Source organism: Neogemmobacter tilapiae, from assembly GCF_014652215.1.
Lineage (GTDB): Bacteria > Pseudomonadota > Alphaproteobacteria > Rhodobacterales > Rhodobacteraceae > Neogemmobacter > Neogemmobacter tilapiae.
Window position 1 is genome coordinate 222,432 of record NZ_BMYJ01000005.1, and the last position, 18,936, is coordinate 241,367.

The 18,936-nt window shown below is 62.6% G+C and carries 17 protein-coding genes; 8 read left to right on the forward strand and 9 right to left on the reverse strand.

All coding sequences use genetic code 11. The features are described 5' to 3' along the window. The first annotated feature begins 9 nt into the window (after positions 1-9). The 4 genes from IE095_RS09855 to IE095_RS09870 all read left to right on the forward strand — a co-directional run bounded on the left by IE095_RS09855 (position 10) and on the right by IE095_RS09870 (position 4,624). Positions 10-1,101, forward strand: coding sequence for a BMP family ABC transporter substrate-binding protein (locus IE095_RS09855; RefSeq protein ID WP_189411479.1), 1,092 nt, complete (start codon positions 10-12; stop codon positions 1,099-1,101). A 101-nt stretch (positions 1,102-1,202) separates the two neighbouring features. Further along, a complete protein-coding gene (locus IE095_RS09860) occupies positions 1,203-2,273 on the forward strand; it encodes an NAD(P)/FAD-dependent oxidoreductase (protein WP_189411480.1) in 1,071 nt (356 codons plus the stop codon). 20 nt (positions 2,274-2,293) lie between these two features. Beyond that, positions 2,294-3,106, forward strand: coding sequence for a glycoside hydrolase family 25 protein (locus IE095_RS09865; protein WP_229804683.1), 813 nt, complete (start codon positions 2,294-2,296; stop codon positions 3,104-3,106). A gap of 90 nt (positions 3,107-3,196) precedes the next feature. Next, positions 3,197-4,624: a multicopper oxidase family protein gene (locus tag IE095_RS09870; protein WP_189411481.1), complete on the forward strand. Its 1,428-nt coding sequence runs from the start codon at positions 3,197-3,199 to the stop codon at positions 4,622-4,624. Here IE095_RS09870 and IE095_RS09875 read toward each other — a convergent pair. After that, a complete protein-coding gene (locus IE095_RS09875; RefSeq protein ID WP_189411482.1) occupies positions 4,621-4,842 on the reverse strand; it encodes a helix-turn-helix domain-containing protein in 222 nt (73 codons plus the stop codon). The two genes, IE095_RS09870 and IE095_RS09875, sit on opposite strands and share 4 nt — an antisense overlap. A gap of 11 nt (positions 4,843-4,853) precedes the next feature. After that, a complete protein-coding gene (locus IE095_RS09880) occupies positions 4,854-5,399 on the reverse strand; it encodes a DUF2975 domain-containing protein (protein WP_189411483.1) in 546 nt (181 codons plus the stop codon). A 143-nt stretch (positions 5,400-5,542) separates the two neighbouring features. On the opposite strand from IE095_RS09880, the gene IE095_RS09885 reads away from it, so the two are divergent. Both IE095_RS09885 and IE095_RS09890 read left to right on the forward strand, forming a co-directional pair. Beyond that, entirely contained in the window at positions 5,543-7,324 is a 1,782-nt protein-coding gene (locus tag IE095_RS09885; RefSeq protein ID WP_189411484.1) for a serine hydrolase, read from the forward strand. Positions 7,325-7,414: 90 nt separating this feature from the next. Next, positions 7,415-9,280 (forward strand): alpha-amylase family protein, encoded by a 1,866-nt coding sequence (locus IE095_RS09890; RefSeq protein WP_189411485.1) that lies wholly within the window; start codon positions 7,415-7,417, stop codon positions 9,278-9,280. A 39-nt stretch (positions 9,281-9,319) separates the two neighbouring features. On the opposite strand, the gene IE095_RS09895 is transcribed toward IE095_RS09890, so the two are convergent. From IE095_RS09895 to IE095_RS09910, 4 genes are all read right to left on the reverse strand, one after another. Next, a complete protein-coding gene (locus tag IE095_RS09895) occupies positions 9,320-10,726 on the reverse strand; it encodes a PepSY-associated TM helix domain-containing protein (protein ID WP_189411486.1) in 1,407 nt (468 codons plus the stop codon). A 36-nt stretch (positions 10,727-10,762) separates the two neighbouring features. After that, positions 10,763-11,161: a DUF2946 family protein gene (locus tag IE095_RS09900; RefSeq protein ID WP_189411487.1), complete on the reverse strand. Its 399-nt coding sequence runs from the start codon at positions 11,159-11,161 to the stop codon at positions 10,763-10,765. Between the two features lie 45 nt (positions 11,162-11,206). After that, positions 11,207-12,451 (reverse strand): C13 family peptidase, encoded by a 1,245-nt coding sequence (locus tag IE095_RS09905; RefSeq protein ID WP_229804685.1) that lies wholly within the window; start codon positions 12,449-12,451, stop codon positions 11,207-11,209. 140 nt (positions 12,452-12,591) lie between these two features. Further along, positions 12,592-13,332 (reverse strand): carbonic anhydrase, encoded by a 741-nt coding sequence (locus IE095_RS09910; protein ID WP_189411489.1) that lies wholly within the window; start codon positions 13,330-13,332, stop codon positions 12,592-12,594. A 192-nt stretch (positions 13,333-13,524) separates the two neighbouring features. On the opposite strand from IE095_RS09910, the gene IE095_RS09915 reads away from it, so the two are divergent. After that, on the forward strand, positions 13,525-16,020 hold the full coding sequence (locus IE095_RS09915; protein ID WP_189411597.1) for a GcvT family protein: 2,496 nt from the start codon (positions 13,525-13,527) through the stop codon (positions 16,018-16,020). 70 nt (positions 16,021-16,090) lie between these two features. Here IE095_RS09915 and IE095_RS09920 read toward each other — a convergent pair whose 3' ends face one another. Further along, positions 16,091-16,807: a DeoR/GlpR family DNA-binding transcription regulator gene (locus IE095_RS09920; protein ID WP_189411490.1), complete on the reverse strand. Its 717-nt coding sequence runs from the start codon at positions 16,805-16,807 to the stop codon at positions 16,091-16,093. A 78-nt stretch (positions 16,808-16,885) separates the two neighbouring features. On the opposite strand from IE095_RS09920, the gene IE095_RS09925 reads away from it, so the two are divergent. Further along, a complete protein-coding gene (locus tag IE095_RS09925; protein WP_229804687.1) occupies positions 16,886-17,248 on the forward strand; it encodes a hypothetical protein in 363 nt (120 codons plus the stop codon). Here the strand turns inward: IE095_RS09925 and IE095_RS09930 are convergent, their stop codons facing one another. Together IE095_RS09930 and ribA are read right to left on the reverse strand one after the other, a co-directional pair. After that, on the reverse strand, positions 17,249-17,749 hold the full coding sequence (locus tag IE095_RS09930; RefSeq protein WP_189411491.1) for a L,D-transpeptidase family protein: 501 nt from the start codon (positions 17,747-17,749) through the stop codon (positions 17,249-17,251). It abuts the gene before it with no gap. Beyond that, positions 17,746-18,798, reverse strand: a complete 1,053-nt coding sequence (ribA, locus tag IE095_RS09935) for a GTP cyclohydrolase II (protein WP_189411492.1) — start codon at positions 18,796-18,798, stop codon at positions 17,746-17,748. Before ribA ends, IE095_RS09930 begins: the two co-directional genes overlap by 4 nt. Between the last annotated feature and the right edge of the window lie 138 nt (positions 18,799-18,936).

The following is an 18,936-nucleotide window of genomic DNA, read 5'->3' on the forward strand; positions in this document are numbered from 1 at the left end:
AGACGATCTATGAAACGCAGAACCGTTCTGATGGGGGGCGCTGCCGCCACCCTGTCGCTGTCGATGGGCGCGCGCGCCGTGCTGGCCCAAGAAGGCCCGCTGAAAGTCGGCTTTATCTATGTCGGCCCCGTGGGCGATGGCGGCTGGACCTATCAGCATGACGTCGGCCGGTTGGAGATGGTCGAGGCGATTGGCGCGGACAAGGTGGAAACCGTGTTCCAGGAAAGCGTGCCCGAAGGGCCGGACGCCGAACGCGCCATCACCCAGATGGTTCTGGGCGGGGCCAAGCTGATCTTTACCACGTCCTTCGGCTATATGGACCCGACGATCAACGTCGCCGCCAAATTCCCGGATGTGAAGTTTGAACATGCGACGGGCTATAAGCGCGCCGACAACGTGTCGACCTATGACTCGCGTTTCTACGAAGGCCGCGCCGTCATTGGCACGATCGCGGGCCGCATGACCAAGTCGAACAAGATCGGCTATATCGGCTCCTTCCCGATCCCCGAGGTCATCCAAGGCATCAACTCCTCGTTCCTGCACGCCAAAAAGGTGAACCCGGCGGTGGAGCTTTCGGTGGTCTGGGCCTTTACCTGGTTCGATCCGGCGAAAGAGGCCGATGCCGCCAAGGCGCTGATCGACCAGGGCGTCGATGTGATCATCCAGCACACCGACAGCACCGCCCCCCATGCCGAAGCGCAAAAGACGCCGGGCGTGATCACCTTTGGCCAAGCCTCGGACATGTCTGCCTTTGCGCCCTCGCCCCGCGTGGCGTCGATCATCGACAACTGGGGGCCCTATTACACGAAACGCGTGCAGGCGGTTCTGGACGGTTCGTGGAAATCCGAAGGCACTTGGGGCGGCATGAAGGATGGCCATGTGTTGATCGGGCCGATCACCGAGGCGGTTCCCGCCGAAGTGAAGGCCGAGGCCGAAAAGATGATCGCCGACATCACGGCGGGCACTTATCACCCCTTCACCGGGCCGATCAACAAGCAGGACGGCTCGGTCTGGCTGGCCGATGGCGTTGTGGCGACCGATGAGGAACTGTCGGGTCTGAACTTCTATGTCGAAGGCATCGTGGGCGATATCCCAAGCTGATCTGAAAAGGCCGGGGGGCTTCACGCCCCCCGGACCCCCCGTGGGATATTTTTGAAGAAAAGATGGGGGCATGGGATGCCCCTTTTTTATGAGGTCAGACAATGGAAGCGGATGTTCTGATCATAGGGGGCGGCGTTGCGGGCCTGTCTTTGGCGGCGGCCTTGGCCGGGCGCGCTTCTGTGATCGTGCTTGAAGCGGAGGGGGGGCTGGGCCACCACGCCTCGGGCCGATCCGCGGCGCTGTATGAGCCCTATTATGGCGCGGGGCCGGTGGTGGACTTGTCGCTTGCCTCGGGTGACGCCTTCCGCGAACTGGGGGTTCTGTCGCCCAGGGGCCTGATGCTGGTGGGCCGGGCCGATCAGGCCGAGGCGTTTCAGCATGATTTGCAGGCGATGAAATTCGATCCAATCTCGGTCGCCGAGGCGCGGGCGAAGGTGCCGATCCTGAATGCGCAGGTGGCTTTGGCGGGTTATGCGGATCATGCTTGGGACATTGACACCGATGCGCTGATGCAAGGCTTTGCGCGTAAGGCGCGGGGGGCAGGAACACAGATCGTGACCAAGGCCCGCGTCCAGCGCATCTGGCAAGAGGGGCATTGGCACATCGAATGGGCCGGGGGGCAGGCGCGTGGCGCGGTCTTGGTGAATGCAGGCGGCGCTTGGGCGGATGGGCTCGCCAGCATGGCAGGCATCGCCCCCTTGGGGATCGTGCCCTACCGTCGTTCGATGGCACGGATCCCCGCCCCCGGCGGGCAGGATGTGCGCCATTGGCCGATGATGTTTGGGCCGGGCGAGGATTGGTATGCCAAACCCGACGCCGGGGCGCTGATCGTGTCGCCCGCCGAGGAAGACGCCGTGATCGCCCATGACACCTTTCCCGAGGACATGGTTCTGGCCGAAGGGTTGGTGCGCTATGAGGCGATGGTGACCGAACCCGTGACCCGGTTGCTGTCATCCTGGGCGGGATTGCGCAGTTTTGCGCCCGACCGTGTGCCGGTGATTGGCTTTGATCCAAAGGCGAAAGGCCTCTTCTGGCTGGCGGGCCAAGGCGGCTATGGCTTTCAGACCTGCCCGGCGGCCGCGGGTTTGGCGGCGGCCTTGATCAGCGGGGAAGCGCCGGTTGTCGCTGCGGAAACCGTCAACGCCCTGTCGCCCTTGCGTTTTGCCCGGTGACAGCTCCCGCCCGCCCCGCCATGATGGGCCAAAAGCGGGGGCAGGCGATGCGCGTATTCTGGGTTCTGGGTGTGGTGGCGATGTTGGCCGGTTGCGGCGGGGGCGGCGGTGCGCCGGTGTCTAAGGAACCCGTGCCCGTGGGCCAAGTCACCGCCCCGAACTTCAGCGATGCCGATCCGCACCCTTGGGCTGGCCGCAAACCCGCAAATTATCCCGTCCATGGCATCGATATCAGCCGCTTTCAGACCAGCATCGACTGGCAGACGGCCCGTGCCAATGGCGTGAACTTTGCCTTCATCAAAGCCACCGAAGGCGGCGATCTGGCCGACCCGATGTTCCGCGACCATTGGAACGGCGCGGGGCGGGCGGGGGTTCAGCGTGGCGCCTATCACTTCTGGTATCACTGCCGACCCGCCGCCGAACAGGCGCGCTGGTTCATCAAACATGTGCCGAAAGGCGGCCTGCCCCCCGTCCTCGACATGGAATGGACGCCGTTTTCCCCGACCTGCACCATCCGCAAACCCGGCGCCGAAATCCGGGCCGAAGCGGCCGAATTCATGAACATCATCGCCGCCCATTACGGCCAACGCCCCATCCTTTACACCACGCCCGATTTCTATGTGGAGAATGAGATGTGGCGCCTGTCCGGCATGGAATTCTGGCTCCGCGCCGTCACCGCCCATCCGGGCGAACGGTATGAGGGCCAGCATTGGACCTTTTGGCAATACACCGGCACGGGGCTGATCCCCGGCATCCAAGGTGAGGTCGATATCAACGTCTTTGCAGGGGGCGAGGGGGCTTGGGCCGATTGGCTGGCCACGCGCCAACAGTAAGGTTTTGCAGACTGGCGGGGCTTGGCGGGTCTTGCTATGCAGGCCCGGCAAGGCCCACGGGCCCAGCCGGAACCCCTGCCGGAGAATGTCATGAACCCTCTGACCCGCCGACGCCTGTTGCAATCCGCCGCTGCGGGCATGGCTTTGGGTGGCTTGGGTCTGGGCCGTGCCGTCGCGGGCGGTCCCCAGACCTTGCGGCTGGGGGTGGCGCAGGCCGAGATCATGCCGGGCCTGCCCACAGAAAACATCTGGGCTTTTGACCAGCGCGTGTTGCGCCTGCGTCAGGGCGAAGCGGCCCAGATCAAAGTGACCAACGCGCTGGAGGAGGTCACCACCGTCCACTGGCATGGTCTGCGCATTCCCCATGCGCAGGATGGTGTGCCCTATCTTTCGCAGTTTCCGATAGGGGTCGGCGAAACATACACCTACAACTTTACCCCGCCCGATGCGGGCACCCATTGGTTTCACCCGCATTGCAACACGCTGGAACAATTGGCGCGCGGTGCTGCTGGGGTTCTGGTGGTGGAAGAGGCGGAGGATCCCGGCTTTGATGCCGATGCGGTGATTGAGCTGCGCGACTTCCGGCTGGGCAGCGACGGCCAGTTTCTGGAATTCACCCGCGCCCGCAATGCGGCGCGGGGCGGGACTTTGGGCACGATCATCACGGCGAATTGGCAGAGTGAGACGCGGTTGCAGGCTCCTGCCGGGGGGTTCCTGCGGCTGCGGCTGGCGGTGACAGATATCACCCGCGTCTTCCGTCTGGCCGTGGCGGGGGCCGAGGCGAAGGTGGTGGCGCTGGATGGTCAGCCGGTCGACAGCCCGATGGGCATTTCCCCCCTGCCGCGCGCCGATGGGTCGGAACCCGAGGTCGGGCCGAACACCTGGCCCTTGGTGCTTGGCCCCGGCATGCGGGCCGATCTGGGCATTCTGATGCCGGGGCCGGGGGCCGAGGTGCAGTTGCGCGCGGGCCTGCCGGGGGGCCGGGAAATCGTGCTGGCCCGGATCGCCGCCACCGGCCCGGATTTGCAGCGTAAAATGTTCCAAATGCCTGTCCTGCCCAAGAACCCGCTGCCAGAACTGGACTTGGACAAAGCCGAAACGCTCGACTTCACCATCGGGTGGAGCCCCGAAGGCGATGCAGGCACCTCAGGTATCTGCGGCGATGCGCCCTATCGGTTCTGGTCGATCGACCGCAAGCTTTGGCCCGGCGAAGGCCCGCCCGACCCCGCCGATCCCATCGCCCCCTTGGCCACGCTGGAGCGGGGCAAGACCTATCGCCTGCGCCTTAAAAACGAAACGCAGAACGACCATCCCATCCATCTGCATGGCCTTGCCATGCGCGTCTCCTCGCCCGACCGCCGCGCCCTGCCGCCACATTGGGCCGACACCCTTCTGCTGCGCGCCCATGAGGAACGCGAGGTCGCGGTCGTCGCCGACAACCCCGGCGATTGGGTGTTTCATTGCCATGTGATCGAGCATCAGAAGACGGGACTGGCGGGCCTGATCCGGGTCACTTAACCCTCCGGTTCCTCTTGGCTGGCGTCATGCGCCAGCAGATCCCCCGGCTGGCAATCCAGCGCCTTGCACAAAGCATCCAGCGTCGAAAACCGCACCGCCCTTGCCTTGCCCGTCTTCAGCACCGACAGATTCTGAATCGAAATACCCACCTGATCCGCCAGATCGCCCAACCGCATCTTGCGGCGGGCCAGCATCACGTCGAGATTGACGATGATCATAAGCCCCCCTTTCAGACGGTCAGTTGCGCTTCGTCATGCATCTGCACAGCCATGTCCATCGCATAGGACAGCGTCACCAGCAACAGCCCAACCCCCACGGCGGGCAGGTCGGGCCAGGTGATCCAATAGGCGGCAGGCATATCGCCCTGCGCATAGTAAAGCCAAGCCAGTAGGTTGTACAAAACCTGCGAGACCACCGGCCAAAGGCTGATGATCCAGCCAATCCGCCGCAGAAAGCGGATCATCGGCTGCACAAACACCTGCCCCGTCGCGCAGCGGTGAATGACCCGATGCACCAGAAACAGGATCGTCGCATAGACCGCCACCTCGATGGTGCTGATCGACCAATAGGCGATCTGGCTGGGCAGGCTGAAATTCTCCAGCATGGGCACCCCTGCCAGACAGACCGGATCATCCCCCACAATTTCGCGGGCGACCTCTGGCGCGGCCAGAATCGCCGAAACCGCCGACCAGATGAACAGCGGAAAGGCGATCCAGATCAGCCAAAAGCCTGTGTCGAGCAGGCGAAAGATCTTCATCGTGCGGGCCGTGGCCATGTTCCACCCTTGGACAATTGACGCTTATCGAGAATATTTTCACGATAATCATGAAAATATTCCTTGACGCATCACGAATTTCGTTTCTATTTTCACGTTTATCATGAAATCGCACCCGATCAAGGGGCGGATGGAGAATAGAAATGGATTTCGACCCTTTGGCGATGCGCCAGTCGGTGAACAAGATTGTGGCCGCCGCCATGAAAGACGGCGGTGCGCCTGCCATGCTGGCCCAGGTGGCGCAGGGCAACCTGTCCCTGCGGCTGGCCAAGGGCGTGGTCGATGTGGACACCAAAGCCCCCGCGACCATGGCGAATACCTTTGAAAACGGCTCGCAGACCAAGATGATGACGGCGGTTCTGGTGCTGCAACTGGTGGAACAGGGCAAGATCGCGCTGGACGACAAGATCGCCGATCTGCTGCCCAAAGAACTGACCCAAGGCCTGACCAACGCCGATCAGGCGACGGTGCGGCAGTTGCTGAACATGACGGCGGGCATCGCGAATTATACCGAGGCGGTGGATCCGGAAAGCGGACTGCCCGCCTTTGCCGCTTGGCTGCTGGCCCATCCGGGCGAGACTTTCGGCCCAGAACAGGCGCTGGAAATGGCGCGGGGGATGGCGCCGACAGGTAAACCCGGCGAAAGCTATCACTATTCCAACACCAATTTCCTGCTGCTGGGGCAGATGCTGCAAGCGGTGACCGGCAAGGATTTCCACGCGCTTCTGGCCGAAAACATCTTTGCCATTGCCGGAATGACCGACAGCGGGCGGATTCTGGATGCGGACGCCAACCGCCTGTCCAGCTATTTCGGCAATCCCACCGGGGGCAGTGCCTTGGACGTGACCGAACTGCTGTGGGAATGCGTCGGCGAATCCGGCGTGGCCACGACCACACAAGACATGCTGGCCTTCATCAAGGCGCTGCTGGTCGACAAAAGCCTGCTTTCGGCAGAAATGCTGGCCGAAATGACCAACATGGTCAGCGCCACGACCGAGGGCGACCTGACCTTGGGCTATGGCATGGGGCTGGGCACCATCCTGCTTGAGGGTGGTTTGCAAACCATCGGCCACAATGGCCAGACGGCGGGCACGGTTTCCACCACCGATCTGAACATGTTGACCGGGGCCATCGTCACCCTTGCCGCAACCAGTTCTGGCGTCAGCATCGAAACCGCCTCGCTGATGATCCACGACCTGCTGACCAAAGCGAAAGTCTGGCAGACGGTCGAAGACGATGGCAGCCCCCTCCGCGTGCAATCCGGCACGGCGGCGCAGATGCGGTTGTTGGAGGCTGAAAACGGATTGCGCTTTGAATTGGCGGGCGCGGGCCTGACGCTTGACCGTCAGGTCGAGGGCTTGACCACGGCCAATCTGCGCTTTGCAGACGGTTCGGTGCTGGTGGTCGGTGACAACCGCAAGGGCGCGGCTTGGGATGCCCTGACCAACGACCAGGACATTCTGCGCGATTTTGCCAAGGCGGCGGGCCAGAACAACCAGTTGATTGGCCTTGGCGGCGATGACCGTCTTGCAGGGGGGCGGGGCGATGATCGTCTTGCGGGGGGCGAAGGGGCTGACCGCCTGTGGGGCCGGGCGGGCGATGATCGGTTGGTCGGCGGATCAGGGGCCGATGTCCTGACCGGAGGTCAGGGGGCCGATGTCTTTGTCTTTGACGCCGCTGGTCCGCGCGATCTGATCCGCGACTTTGTGCGCGGAGAGGATAGGCTGTCTTTGGCCGGGCTGACGGATGGGGGGCTGCATTTTATCCGGGGGCAGGAATTTCATGGCGCGAGGGGAGAGGTTCGGTTCGAAGCCCGGGCGAAGGGTGTGTTGGTCGAGGCTGATCTGGACGGGGATGGGCTGGCGGATATGCGGGTGATGCTGCGGGGGATGGAACGGATCGGGGTGGACGATCTGATCCTGTAAAGCGGCGGGGTCGCTGGCTTATGGCCTGCGGCCCACCCTTTTCTTGCTGCGCGCAGCGGCCTATCCTGCGGCAAAGGGATGGGGAACAACATGACCAAGGCCGATGATCAGATTTTCGATTTGCGTTTGGGCCGTTCGGGGCCGGACCTTTGGCCGATGCTTGAGGAACTCTATGGCCATCTGCCGCAATATGCCCGTTTTCAGAATGATCTTTTGGCCTTTCTGAAAAAGGGTTGGAAGGACCGGTCGGCCGATCTGAAAACACTGGACCTGCAACGCGATCTGGAACCCGATTGGTTCATGCGTCCTGACCGGGCGGGCTATGTCTTCTACATCGACCGGTTCGCAGGGAATTTGCGGGGGGTGCTGGACCATCTGGATTATCTGGCGGACCTTGGGATCACCTATGTGCATCTGATGCCCTGCTTGAAGCCGCGCCCCGGTGACAGCGATGGCGGCTATTCGGTGATGGATTATCGGCAGATCAACCCAGCCTATGGCACGATGGCGGATTTTCAGGCCGTGGCGAAGGCTTTCCGCGAAAGGGGCATCGCGCTGTGTGTCGATCTGGTGCTGAACCATACGGCGAAAGAGCATGAATGGGCGGAACGGGCCAAGGCAGGGGACGCGACGCATCAAGCCTATTACCTGATGTTCGACAGCCCCGATCTGCCCGACCAATATGAACGGTCGCTGGTAGAAGTGTTTCCGGAACATGCGCCAGGGAATTTCACGCACTATCCCGATTTGGGCAAATGGGTCTGGACGACCTTTAACGAACATCAATGGGATCTGAACTGGGCCAATCCGCAGGTCTTTCTGGAAATCGTCGGGGTGATGTTGCATCTGGCCAACAGCGGTGTCGATGTTCTGCGGTTGGATGCGGTGGCCTTTATGTGGAAGCGGATGGGCACGCGCTGCCAATCAGAGCCCGAGGTTCATATGCTGCTGCAAGCCCTGCGCGCCTGTTGCCGCATTGCCTGTCCGGCAGTGATCCATCTGGAAGAGGCGATTGTATCACCGTCGGAAATGCTGCCCTACTTGGGGCGGGGGCGCCATGACGGGCGGGAAGGCAACCTTGCCTATCACAACAGCCTGATGGTGCAGTTCTGGAATGCGCTGGCGGCGCGGGATACGGGGCTGATGACGCATGTCCTGTCCAGCCATTTTCCGGAACGGCTGAACAATGCGACCTATGCGACCTATATCCGCTGCCATGACGATATCGGCTGGGCGGTGACGGATGAGGACGCGGCGGCGCTGGGGTTCAGTGGGCAGGCGCATCGGGCCTGGCTGTCGGATTTTTATGAAGGCACAGCACCAGGCTCTTTTGCGGCGGGTGAATTGTTTCAGGAGAATCCGGCGACGGGCGACAAGCGGATTTCGGGATCTTTCGCCTCGCTGGCGGGTTTGGAGCGGGCGGGGGATGAGGCGGCAAGGCAGGTGGCGGTGCAGCGCATCCTGATGGGCCATGCGCTGATTGCGGCCTTTGGGGGCATTCCGCTGGTCTATATGGGGGACGAGCTGGCGATGCTGAACGATTATTCCTATCGCAATGATCCCCACCACGCGCATGACAGCCGCTGGGTGCATCGGCCCCGGATGGATTGGGAAGTGGCGGCGCGTCGGGAAAGCGACAATGGGCCATCGGGACAGGTTTTCCGGGGCTTGCGGCATATTCTGGCACGGCGCGCAGCCACGGCGGGGCTTCATGCCGATGTGCCGACACGGGTGATTGCGAACCCGGCACCGGGAGTGTTCAGCTTTCAGAGATTGGCGCCGACCGGCACGATTTTATGCCTGTTCAATTTTGGCGACAACTGGGCGCATTTGCCGGAAAGCTGGCTGACGGCGCATGGGGTGCGGTTGGGGCGCGATGAATTGTCGGATGCACAGGTCACATTGCATGGCGGGGTGATTTCCTTGCCGCCACAGGCGCGGGTCTGGCTGCGATAAGGGCGGGGGCCTCGGCCCCCCGCCCTTGGGTTCCCCAGTTCAGGACAGCGCCCGCTTCAGCCGGGGCAGCGGTGTCAGAACCAACAGGTCCAGCGCCAAGACGGCCAGCAGGGTTAGCCCCAGCATGGGAAAGGCCATCGAAAGAACCAATGTGATCAAGACAACACCACGGGTCAGCGGCACCAGATCAGGGCGGGGAGGAGCGGACAGACGCAAGGCGCCCGCCGGGCGGCGCTTCCACCAAAGGACCAAACCCGAGACGCTGAGGAAAAGGATCGACAGGCAAAGCGTGCTGTTCAGTGCCACGTTCCACCAGCCCATGTCGCCTTCGTGAAAGGCAATGCCGACAGCCATCGCCTTGGCATAGAACGAATAATCGGCAAAGCCGACATCGGCCAGAACATTGCCGGTGTATTGGTCGATGTGGATCGTGCGGTCGGCGGTGGGGCTGGGGCCATCGTTCGACATGCTGTCATGGCTGATGGTCCAGACCGCGCCTTCGCCGCCGGGCAGGTTCAGCTGATAGCGTCCGTTGAAGCCAAGGGAAGCGGCAAAGGCACCGACGCTGTCGATGTCAACCATACCGCTGATGGCCTGTGTTCCGGCGCGCGAACCGGACAGGGGCAGAGGGGTCTGTTCCAGCCCCCAAGGTACCTCTTTCGCGGCGTCATGGTTCATGCTGGCATGGGTGGCATCCGACAGGGGCACGTTGTCCCATTTTTCGGCGGGGAAGGTGGACCAGGCCTGCACGAATTTCTCACCCCAGATGCCCGCCCAAGACAGGCCCGAGATCAGGAAGACGACCAGAACCAGCGAGACCCAGAGGCCGACAGCACCGTGCAGGGATTTCCAGATGGCGCGGCCTTTGGCCTTGGTCGCGGGGACCAGCGCTTGCCGCCAGCCGCTGCCGTTGCGCGGCCAATGCAGATAGAGGCCGGTGGCGATGAGCAAAAGGGTCAGGCAGGCGGCGATCTCGATCAACCGGTCGCCCAGCGTGCCGATCAGCAGGCTGCCATGGATGTCATTGGCCAGATCATACCAGCCCGCACGCCAAGGGAAGGTGTTCAGAACCTGCCCAGTATAGGGGTTCAAGGTGACGCCCGTGGTGCCCGCATCGCTGGCGACGGCAAAGACGGCGACATGTTCGGGCGAGAGGGGGCCCACATATTGCGTGGCGGTGGTGCCGGGAACGGCGGCCTCGGCCGCAGTTTGCAGTTGGGCGAGGGGGAGAAGCGCATCCCCCGGCGTGACGGTCATCTTTTCATCGCCAAGGCCGGAAAGCACGGCGATCCAGAGCATGATCAGGCCGGTAACGGCCAGCATGCAGAGAAAGGGGATGACATAGAGACCGGCATAGAAATGCCAGCGCCAGACGGCGAAATAAAGCTTGTTCAGGCGGTTGTCGCCTGCCGGGGCGCTTGCCCCCGGTTGGGTCAGTTCGGTCATGATCAGCCTTTGATGTTTGGGTTTGGAACACAAAGATCAAAGCTGGGCGGGCGGTCCCCGGGCATAAAGGCCGCGTGGATCATGGGCGGGGCGGTGGTCGGCCCAAAGATCGGCCTGCGGCATGGCAAGGCTGATTTCAAGGGGCGTCGGCAGGGCCGGGGTGGTCAGCAACGCCAGATCAACATGGTTCACCGCCCAATCACAACGATCGTCGCGGGGCTGGTCCTGGGTGGGGATCGGTGTGCCATCGGGGCCGATGGTGACGTGAACCGGGCCTTCGGGGGAACAGAGAACGACCTGCATCGTGCCGTCCGCGCCACGGGTGGGCATGACGCCCGGCGCGAAGAGCGAAAGGATCACAAAGGGCAGCAGCATCAGCATCTGCGCCACAAGGCGCAGGGGGGCGATGCCGGAAATAGAAGGCCGCGTGATCATGCGATCGACATGCGCGGAAAACGTGGGACGGTCAACGGCTTTCCGCTAGGGGCGCAAGGCGGGTTGCTGGGCCAGAACGGCGTCAATCAAAGCGCCGATGCGTGCCCCTTCGCTGATCTGGGGCAGGCTGTGTTGCAGATCCTCGGCCGCCTCCCGCGCCGCGATGCTGGTCAAGGCACTGGCAAAAGCCCGCCGTGGGTCCGGCTGAACCACCAAAGCCTCGGCCAACAGTGCCCGACCAAAATAGGTCCAATCCCCGCCGTCACGACAACCGAAAGAGGTGCGGTCGGCGGCTGCGGCGGTCAAGATCAGGCGGTCGGGCGCGGCGAGTTCGTCAATGAACGAACCGGAATGGCAGGCCGAAAGCACGATCACGGCGGGGCCAATGCTGGCGCGATCCAGCATGGCGGCGAAATCGCGGGCGACAAGGTTGGTGGTGCCCGCCTCGGCGAATTCCAATTTGAACAGGTCTTCGCGCCCGTGCGAGGTCATATACAGAAACAGGATATCTTCGGGCCCAACATGACGTGCCAAGGCTCCTAGGGCTATTTCCAGATTGGTGCGGTTGGCCAAGGGATAGCGCAGCGGGACGTCATCACTGTTGACCAGCTGCAAGAAATGTCCGTCCGCCCCATAGGCCTTTTCCAGGATCGCGCCGCCCTGCTCGACCTCGCTTAAAAACACCGATTGGTGGGCACTTCCCCCTAGCAACAGGCCAAAAACCTCGGCCTTGGCTGGATCTTGGGCAGGAAGAGCCGCCAATTGATCCTGCAACAGCTGCGGCTGCGCCAGATAAAGGGCCTCGACATTGATGGGCGGCTTGGAAGGTGGCGGCAGCCTATAGACCATCGGCTCGAAAAGCAGAAAGCGTTGACTTGCCCCTTGGGCCATCAAAAAGCACAACGCGACCAAGGCACCACGCCAAAGCCCTTGCCGCCGACCGCCGGTGATCAGCCAGAAAATTGCCAAGACCGGCAAGACCTGCTGCGCCAATTCGGCAAAGGCCAAGACGTGGGTTTTCGGCGGCGCTGGAAAAAGGTTGTGGGAAAGCCAGATCAAGGGTCGGGTCAGGCAGGCCAACAGAAAGATGATGACGATCAGCCGACCCAGATCGGCACTGCGGCCAGCGATCTGGCAACCCAAGGCTAGTCCCGCCACGATCATCAGCGTCATGGCCAAAAGCCATTGCAAGCCCGCGATGGAAAAGCGGTCAGCCGACAAAAAATACAGCGATTGGGTCTGCCATTCGATCAGCCAGAAAAGGCTGATCACGATCAGAACTTGACGCAAGCTGCCAAATTTTGGCGGCACAGAAGAAGGCAAGTCGGCAGCGTTCATGGGGGTCCGGCGTGTTCAATCTTGACAGTAGAAGCGCCGATCAGGGGAATTGGCAAGGGCTATCGAACCGACCAATCGCACTGTCCCGCCCCTTAGTTTTCCAGAATGAACCGTCGATGAGCGGCTTGCAGGGGGCGGGCGTTCATCGGGAACAGCGTGGCAAAGGCGGCAAGCGAGGCGTCCGAGACGGCGACGGGATCGCGCATCACCGTCCAAAGCACGATTTCCGAACAGGGGGGCGTGGTCAGCGATCCGGCATAGCGAAAGAAACCTGGCTTTTCGGGCAGAAAGGCCGATAGGTCGGCGGTGCCCAAGGGAACCTCTCCTTCGGTCTGCGGGGCGGTTTGCATGATGGCGTCCATCGGCCCCTCGGCACCGCCGCCGACCAACATGACGCCCAGAACCGCCAAGGCCCCGTCCGCGGCTTTGTGGACGAAATGCACCTCCATCGGGGAATGCTGGCCGTCGATGGCATGTTCGGAAGGGTGGTGGAAATGGAATTGCAGCAGGTCATAGTCCTTGCCATCGACCGTCATCTTGCCGGCGTTGGTGCCATTGGCCTGAATCGTATGGCCGTTGTTGGCCACCGACCAAGTGGCCTCGGCATTCCAGGCCAAAGCGACCGGCGGGGCGCTGGCACCGATGCCGTGGGTCAGGTCGATGGGTGATTGTTCCAGACCGATGGCGCAGGCCCCAGCCTCTTTGGAAAGCTCGCCCCAATGATCGGGGCCGCCGGGGCCTTCATAGGCCCAATGAACCTGATCTTCGGCAAGGGCCGTGCCCAAGGAAAGGGCGAGGGCGGTGGCGGACAAAACGGCGAAGTGCGGCGTCATGGTCAATGTCCTTTGCTGAAAAGTGGCGCAACCCAGAATTGTATTCACGAAGTTGTCAACACTATGGCCTGTGGCGCAAATGCGCATCGGCGTCGTTTTTTGCCCGCAAAGGTCGGGTCATCGTGACCCCGGTTTTGCCAATCGGGCATGAAAGGGAAAAGCCACGCGAAGGAGTCGCCGATGAACGCCCCTGTGAAAACCCACGTGAAAGCCCTTGTTGTCGGCGGCGGTGCGGTCGGGAATGGCATTGCCTATCATCTGGCCAAGGCGGGCTGGGACACGATGCTGATCGAACGGGATGAACTGACCTCGGGTTCGACCTGGCATGCGGCGGGGCTTTTGCCCCTGTTCAACATGTCTTATGCGACGACGCATATCCACAAATACTCGGTCGATTTCTACAAGGGGCTTGAGGCGGAGACCGGGCTGAACGCGGGTTTTGCCGTGGTGGGCAATCTGCGGATGGCGCAGCATCAGGAACGGATGGACGAATACATGCTGTATTCGTCGGTCGCGGAAACCGCCGGGGTCTATCATGAATTCCTGACGCCGAGCCAGATGAAGGACCGCTGGCCGCTGCTGAACACCTCTGATCTTGTGGGGGCGCTGTATCACCCGCAGGACGGTTATATTAACCCCGCCGATGTGACCCAAGCGATGGCCAAGGGCGCGCGGCAGCTGGGTGCGACGATTGAGCGCAAGATTCAGGTCGATGGCTATCGCTGGACGGGCAGCGAATGGATCGTGTCCTGCACGCGGATGGTCGATCAGGGCGGCAATCTGGTGGCGTCCGAGGACAAATTTGAAATCACCGCCGAACATGTGGTGACGGCAACGGGCAACCATGCGCAGCGCACGGCGCGGTTGTTGGGGGTGAAAATCCCGGCGATTCCGGTGGAACATCAGTTCATCGTGACGGAACCCGATCCGATGCTGGTGGAATACCGCAAGAACAACCCGGAACACCCGGTTCTGCGCGATGCCGATGCGAAATGGTATGTGCGCGAAGAACGCGGCGGCTGGATTTTGGGGCCGTATGAGCGGAACGCCCCGGCGCGGTTCCTGTATGACGTGCCTGCCTCGTTCCGGGCGGACCTGTTCCCGCTGGATCTGGAGCGGATCGAGGCGGAGTATATGTCGATGATCCACCGCCTGCCTTCGGCGGAAACCGTGGGTCTGAAGGACGATTTCAACGGGCCGATTTGCTATACGCCGGATGGCAACCCCTTGGTTGGCCCGGTGCCGGGTCTGCGGAACATGTGGATCGCGGAAGGGTTTAGTTTTGGGATCACCGCGGCGGGCGGAACGGGTTATTATCTGGCGCAGATGATGACGCAGGGAGAGGCCGAGATTGACATGGCCAGCCTTGATCCGCGTCGTTACGGGCAGTGGATGACCACGGAATATGCGGCGCGGAAGAATGAGGAATGCTATGAGCATGTCTTTATCCTGCACCACCCGGACGAAGAGCGTGAAGCCTGCCGTCCTTTGCGGACTGCGCCCGTCTATGAGCGGCAAAAGGCGCTGGGCGCGCAGTTTGGGCAAGTGAACGGCTGGGAGCGGCCGATCTATTACGGGCCGAAGGACGCGCCCGAAGATTTCGACCACAATTCCCGCAGCTTCCGCCGGGGCGGCTGGTGGCAATATGCGGTGGAAGAGGCGAAAGCCATCCGCGAAACGGCGGGTCTGGTGGATGCCACCGCCTTTACCAAGCATCGCGTGGCGGGGCCGGGGGCGACGGCTTTCCTCGATTGGTTCACGACCAATGCCTTGCCCAAGGTCGGCCGGATCAACCTGACCTATGCGCTGACACCCACGGGCACCACGCGGACGGAATACACCATCGTCCGGCTGGCGGAGCATGAGTATTATTTGGTTTCGGCAGGCGCTTGGACGGATTACGACGCCGACTACATGCGCAAATGCGCGGAAGATATGGCGTCGCAATTCGGCTATGTCGAAATTCAAGATGTGACGACGCAATGGGGGGTCTTTGCGATTGCCGGGCCGAACAGCCGCAAGATTTTGAATGAGATCATCAAGGACGCGACGCCGGAAACCGCGCTGTCGAACAAGCGGTTCCCTTGGTTGTCGTGCCGGAACATTGAACTGGGCATGGTTCCGGTGCGGGCGATCCGGGTGGCCTATACCGGGGAATTGGGCTGGGAGTTGCACCACCCGATCGAGATGCAGCGGAACCTTTGGGATCAACTGCTGAAGGCCGGGGAAAAGCATGGGCTGAAACTGGTCGGTGCGCGGGCGCAGAACTGGCTGCGGCAGGAAAAATCTTACCGGGCGTTCGGCACCGAACTGGGTCGTGATGCGACGCCTTTGGAGGGCGGTCTGGATCGCTTCGTCGATCTGAACAAGGATTTCCAAGGCAAGGCGGAAATGCTGGCGACGGGCATCCGTGCCAAATGCGTGACGCTGCTGATTGACGGGCCTTCGGACACCGATCCTTGGGGGAAAGAGGCGCTGTTGTTGGACGGGGTGAAGGTGGGACGTCTGACCTCGGGTGGCTATTCGGTGGCTTTCGGCAAGCAGATCGGCATGGGCTATGTGCGGCCGGATCTGGCGGAAGTGGGGACCAAGCTGAAGGTCAAGATGCTGTTGCAAGAATGGGATGCGGTGGTGGTCGAGGACAGCCCGCATGACCCGACGAATGCGCGCATTCGGGTGGATGGGTAGCCTTAGGCCCTTTCAGGAAAACAAATCGCCCCGGCCGTTGCGCCGGGGCGATTTGTTTGAAAGGCTTTCGTCAGGCCCCCAACCACACCGGCCTGTCGCCTGTCGTCACAACCCGCACAGTGTTTAACCCCGCGATGCCCCAGGGGCTGCTGGTGCCCAGCTTATCCTCGGTCGCCAGCACCACGCCTTCGGCGGCTTGGCCCAGCATGATGCGTTTCAAGGCGGCCTCTTCGGCGTCGCCGGTCGTGAGGCCGGTTTCAGGATGCACGCCGGTCACGCCCAGAAAGCACAGATCGGCGCGGATGCGGGCGAAGCTTGCCGTGGTCTCGGCCCCCATCGCCACCATGGAATGCCGCATGAGGCGGCCCCCGATGAGGATCACCTCGATCTTTGGGAAAGGCTCCAGCGCGGCCGCGATGCCGGGGGCGTGGGTGATGATGGTGCAGGGTAGGTCTTTGGGAAGGGCGGCGACCAGCGCCAGATGGGTGGTGCCGCCGTCAAGGATCACGATCTGCCCCGGTCGGATCAGCGCCGCGCCCTTTTGGGCCAATTGCGCCTTGGCCTGAACCTGCATCCCCTGTCTTTGCGCCATGGGGCGGTGGGTGGGGGAAAGGGGCAACGCCCCGCCATGCACGCGCAGCAAGTGCCCCTCGGCGGCGAGTTCCCGCAGGTCGCGGCGGATCGTGTCTTCGGACAGGGCCAGTTCTGCCGCCAGATCGCGGGCGACCAAGCGCCCGGTTTGGGCGAGGCGTGCCAGTAGCAGGGATTTGCGTTCGGTTGTCAGCATAGCGTTCTCGTCTGTTTGCACGATATTGCACGAATCAGAAAAATCGTGCAATGGCGAAACCTGGAAAAGGAGAATGCGATGAAACCCATGATGATCCTGATTGCTGGCCCCTATCGTTCGGGCACCGGCGACGACCCCGCGAAAATGGCAGTCAATCTGGCGCGGCTGGAGGCGGCGGCCTATCCGATCTTTCAGAAAGGCCATGTGCCGATGATTGGGGAATGGGCGGCCCTGCCCATTCTGCAAGGGGCAGGCGGCGGTGAGCCGGGCAGCGAGAATTATGAGGCGGTGATGCACCCGACAGCCCACCGCCTGCTCGCGCATTGCGATGGCGTCTTGCGGCTGCCGGGGGCATCGAGCGGGGCGGATCAGGATGTGCGGATTGCGCGCGAAAGGGGGATTCCCGTCTGGTTTGATCTGGCGGAAATCCCGGCCGCCTGATCAGCGCTGGATGATCAGTGTTGCACCGGGCATCAAATGCCCGGCCAGCCAACGAAGATCGGACCGGGAAAAGGCGACGCATCCCGCCGTGGCGCGGCGGGGCGCGCGCCAGGTGTGGACAAAGATGGCCGAACCCTTGCCGGGGGCGGCATGGGGATAGTTCCAGTCGGTCAGCAGGATCAGGTCATACATGGGGTCGCAGCGGCGCAATTTTTCATGCGAAAAGCCGTGGGGGTGCCGGACGGGGCTGTTGTAGGCCGGATCGGCGGGATCATCGGACCACAGGTCGGTGGGGCCGATGGGTGTGGCCCAGGGGGTCGGGCGAGACAGGCGGTCAGGGCGGTAAAGTAGGCCAAGGATGCGGTGGCGGCCCAAGGGTGTGGCGCCGTCACCTTCACGCTTTTCCCCGGCGGCAATCAGGCCGCTGCGGCCGATGGAACAGGGCAGGAAACGGCCCCGGAAATGGGCCACCTGCGGCGTGACGATCAAATCACCCCTCATAAAAGATGCCCCGATTTGGCAGCTTTCGTGGCCAGATAGGCGCGGTTTTCCTGCGTTTCGCCGACATGCAGGGGCACCCGTTCGGCGACCTGAATGCCTTGGGCCTGCATCATGGTGATCTTGCGCGGGTTGTTGGTCAGCAGGCGGACGGCGGAAAAGCCCATTTCACGCAGGATTTGCGCGCCAAGGCGAAAGTCCCTTTCGTCATCCTCAAACCCCAGACGGTGGTTCGCCTCGACCGTGTCAAAGCCCTGATCCTGCAAGGCATAGGCCCGCATCTTGTTCGCCAGCCCAATCCCCCGGCCCTCTTGGTTCAGATACAGCAGAACCCCCGCCCCTTCGACCCCCATCTGGCCCAAGGCCGCACGCAGTTGCGGGCCGCAGTCGCATTTAAGGCTGCCCAGAACATCGCCCGTAAAGCAGGCCGAATGCAGCCGCGCCAGCACGGGCTGCGCGCGGTCTGGCTGGCCGATTTCCACGGCGTAGTGTTCTTCCCCCCCGTCGCCGGGCCGGAAGATGTGGACCCGACCGGCCTTGGCCGCCTGCATCGGCAAGCGGGCGGACACGACTTCGGTCAGACCCTGCGGGCCAAGCGGTACGTCGCCCGGCAAAAGATGGGTCAGGTCGGCGAAGTCTTGCGCCACGGCGATCACCAGACAGGCGGGCAACAAATGCGCTGACTTGGCCAAGGCGATGCCTGCGCGGTGGACAGTCGCATCCCCCTCGCGGATATGGCGAAACGGACCTTTCATCGGCACCCGCAGATCATCCGCCGGATCGGCCATGGCGCACAACCATTCCAGCCCCGCATCGGATGGCAAGGCCAGCCGCGCCAGATCGCCGTCATAGGCCCGCGCCTTCAGCGTTTCCGCCCGCCGCAGCGTGATCGCCAGTTCCGGCGCACCCAAAGCCCGCAAATCGGCCAGACGTGCGGGCGTCAACGTCTCAACCGCCGCGACCAAAGCCCCGCCCATCATCACCGGAAGCCCCGCCCGCAGGTCGGCGCGGGCGCGGTTCAGGCGTTCGGCGGGGGTGGGCGTCAGGCTCATCATGCTCTCCATTCCCGCAATTCCTACGCCGCCCAGCAAGGAATTGAAACATATCCCCCGCAGGCGACACGTCCGCGTGAGAAATCTTTCCGACCCGTTGCCGGAACCGTGCATTGGCCCCAAGTGTTCCTCAACGAA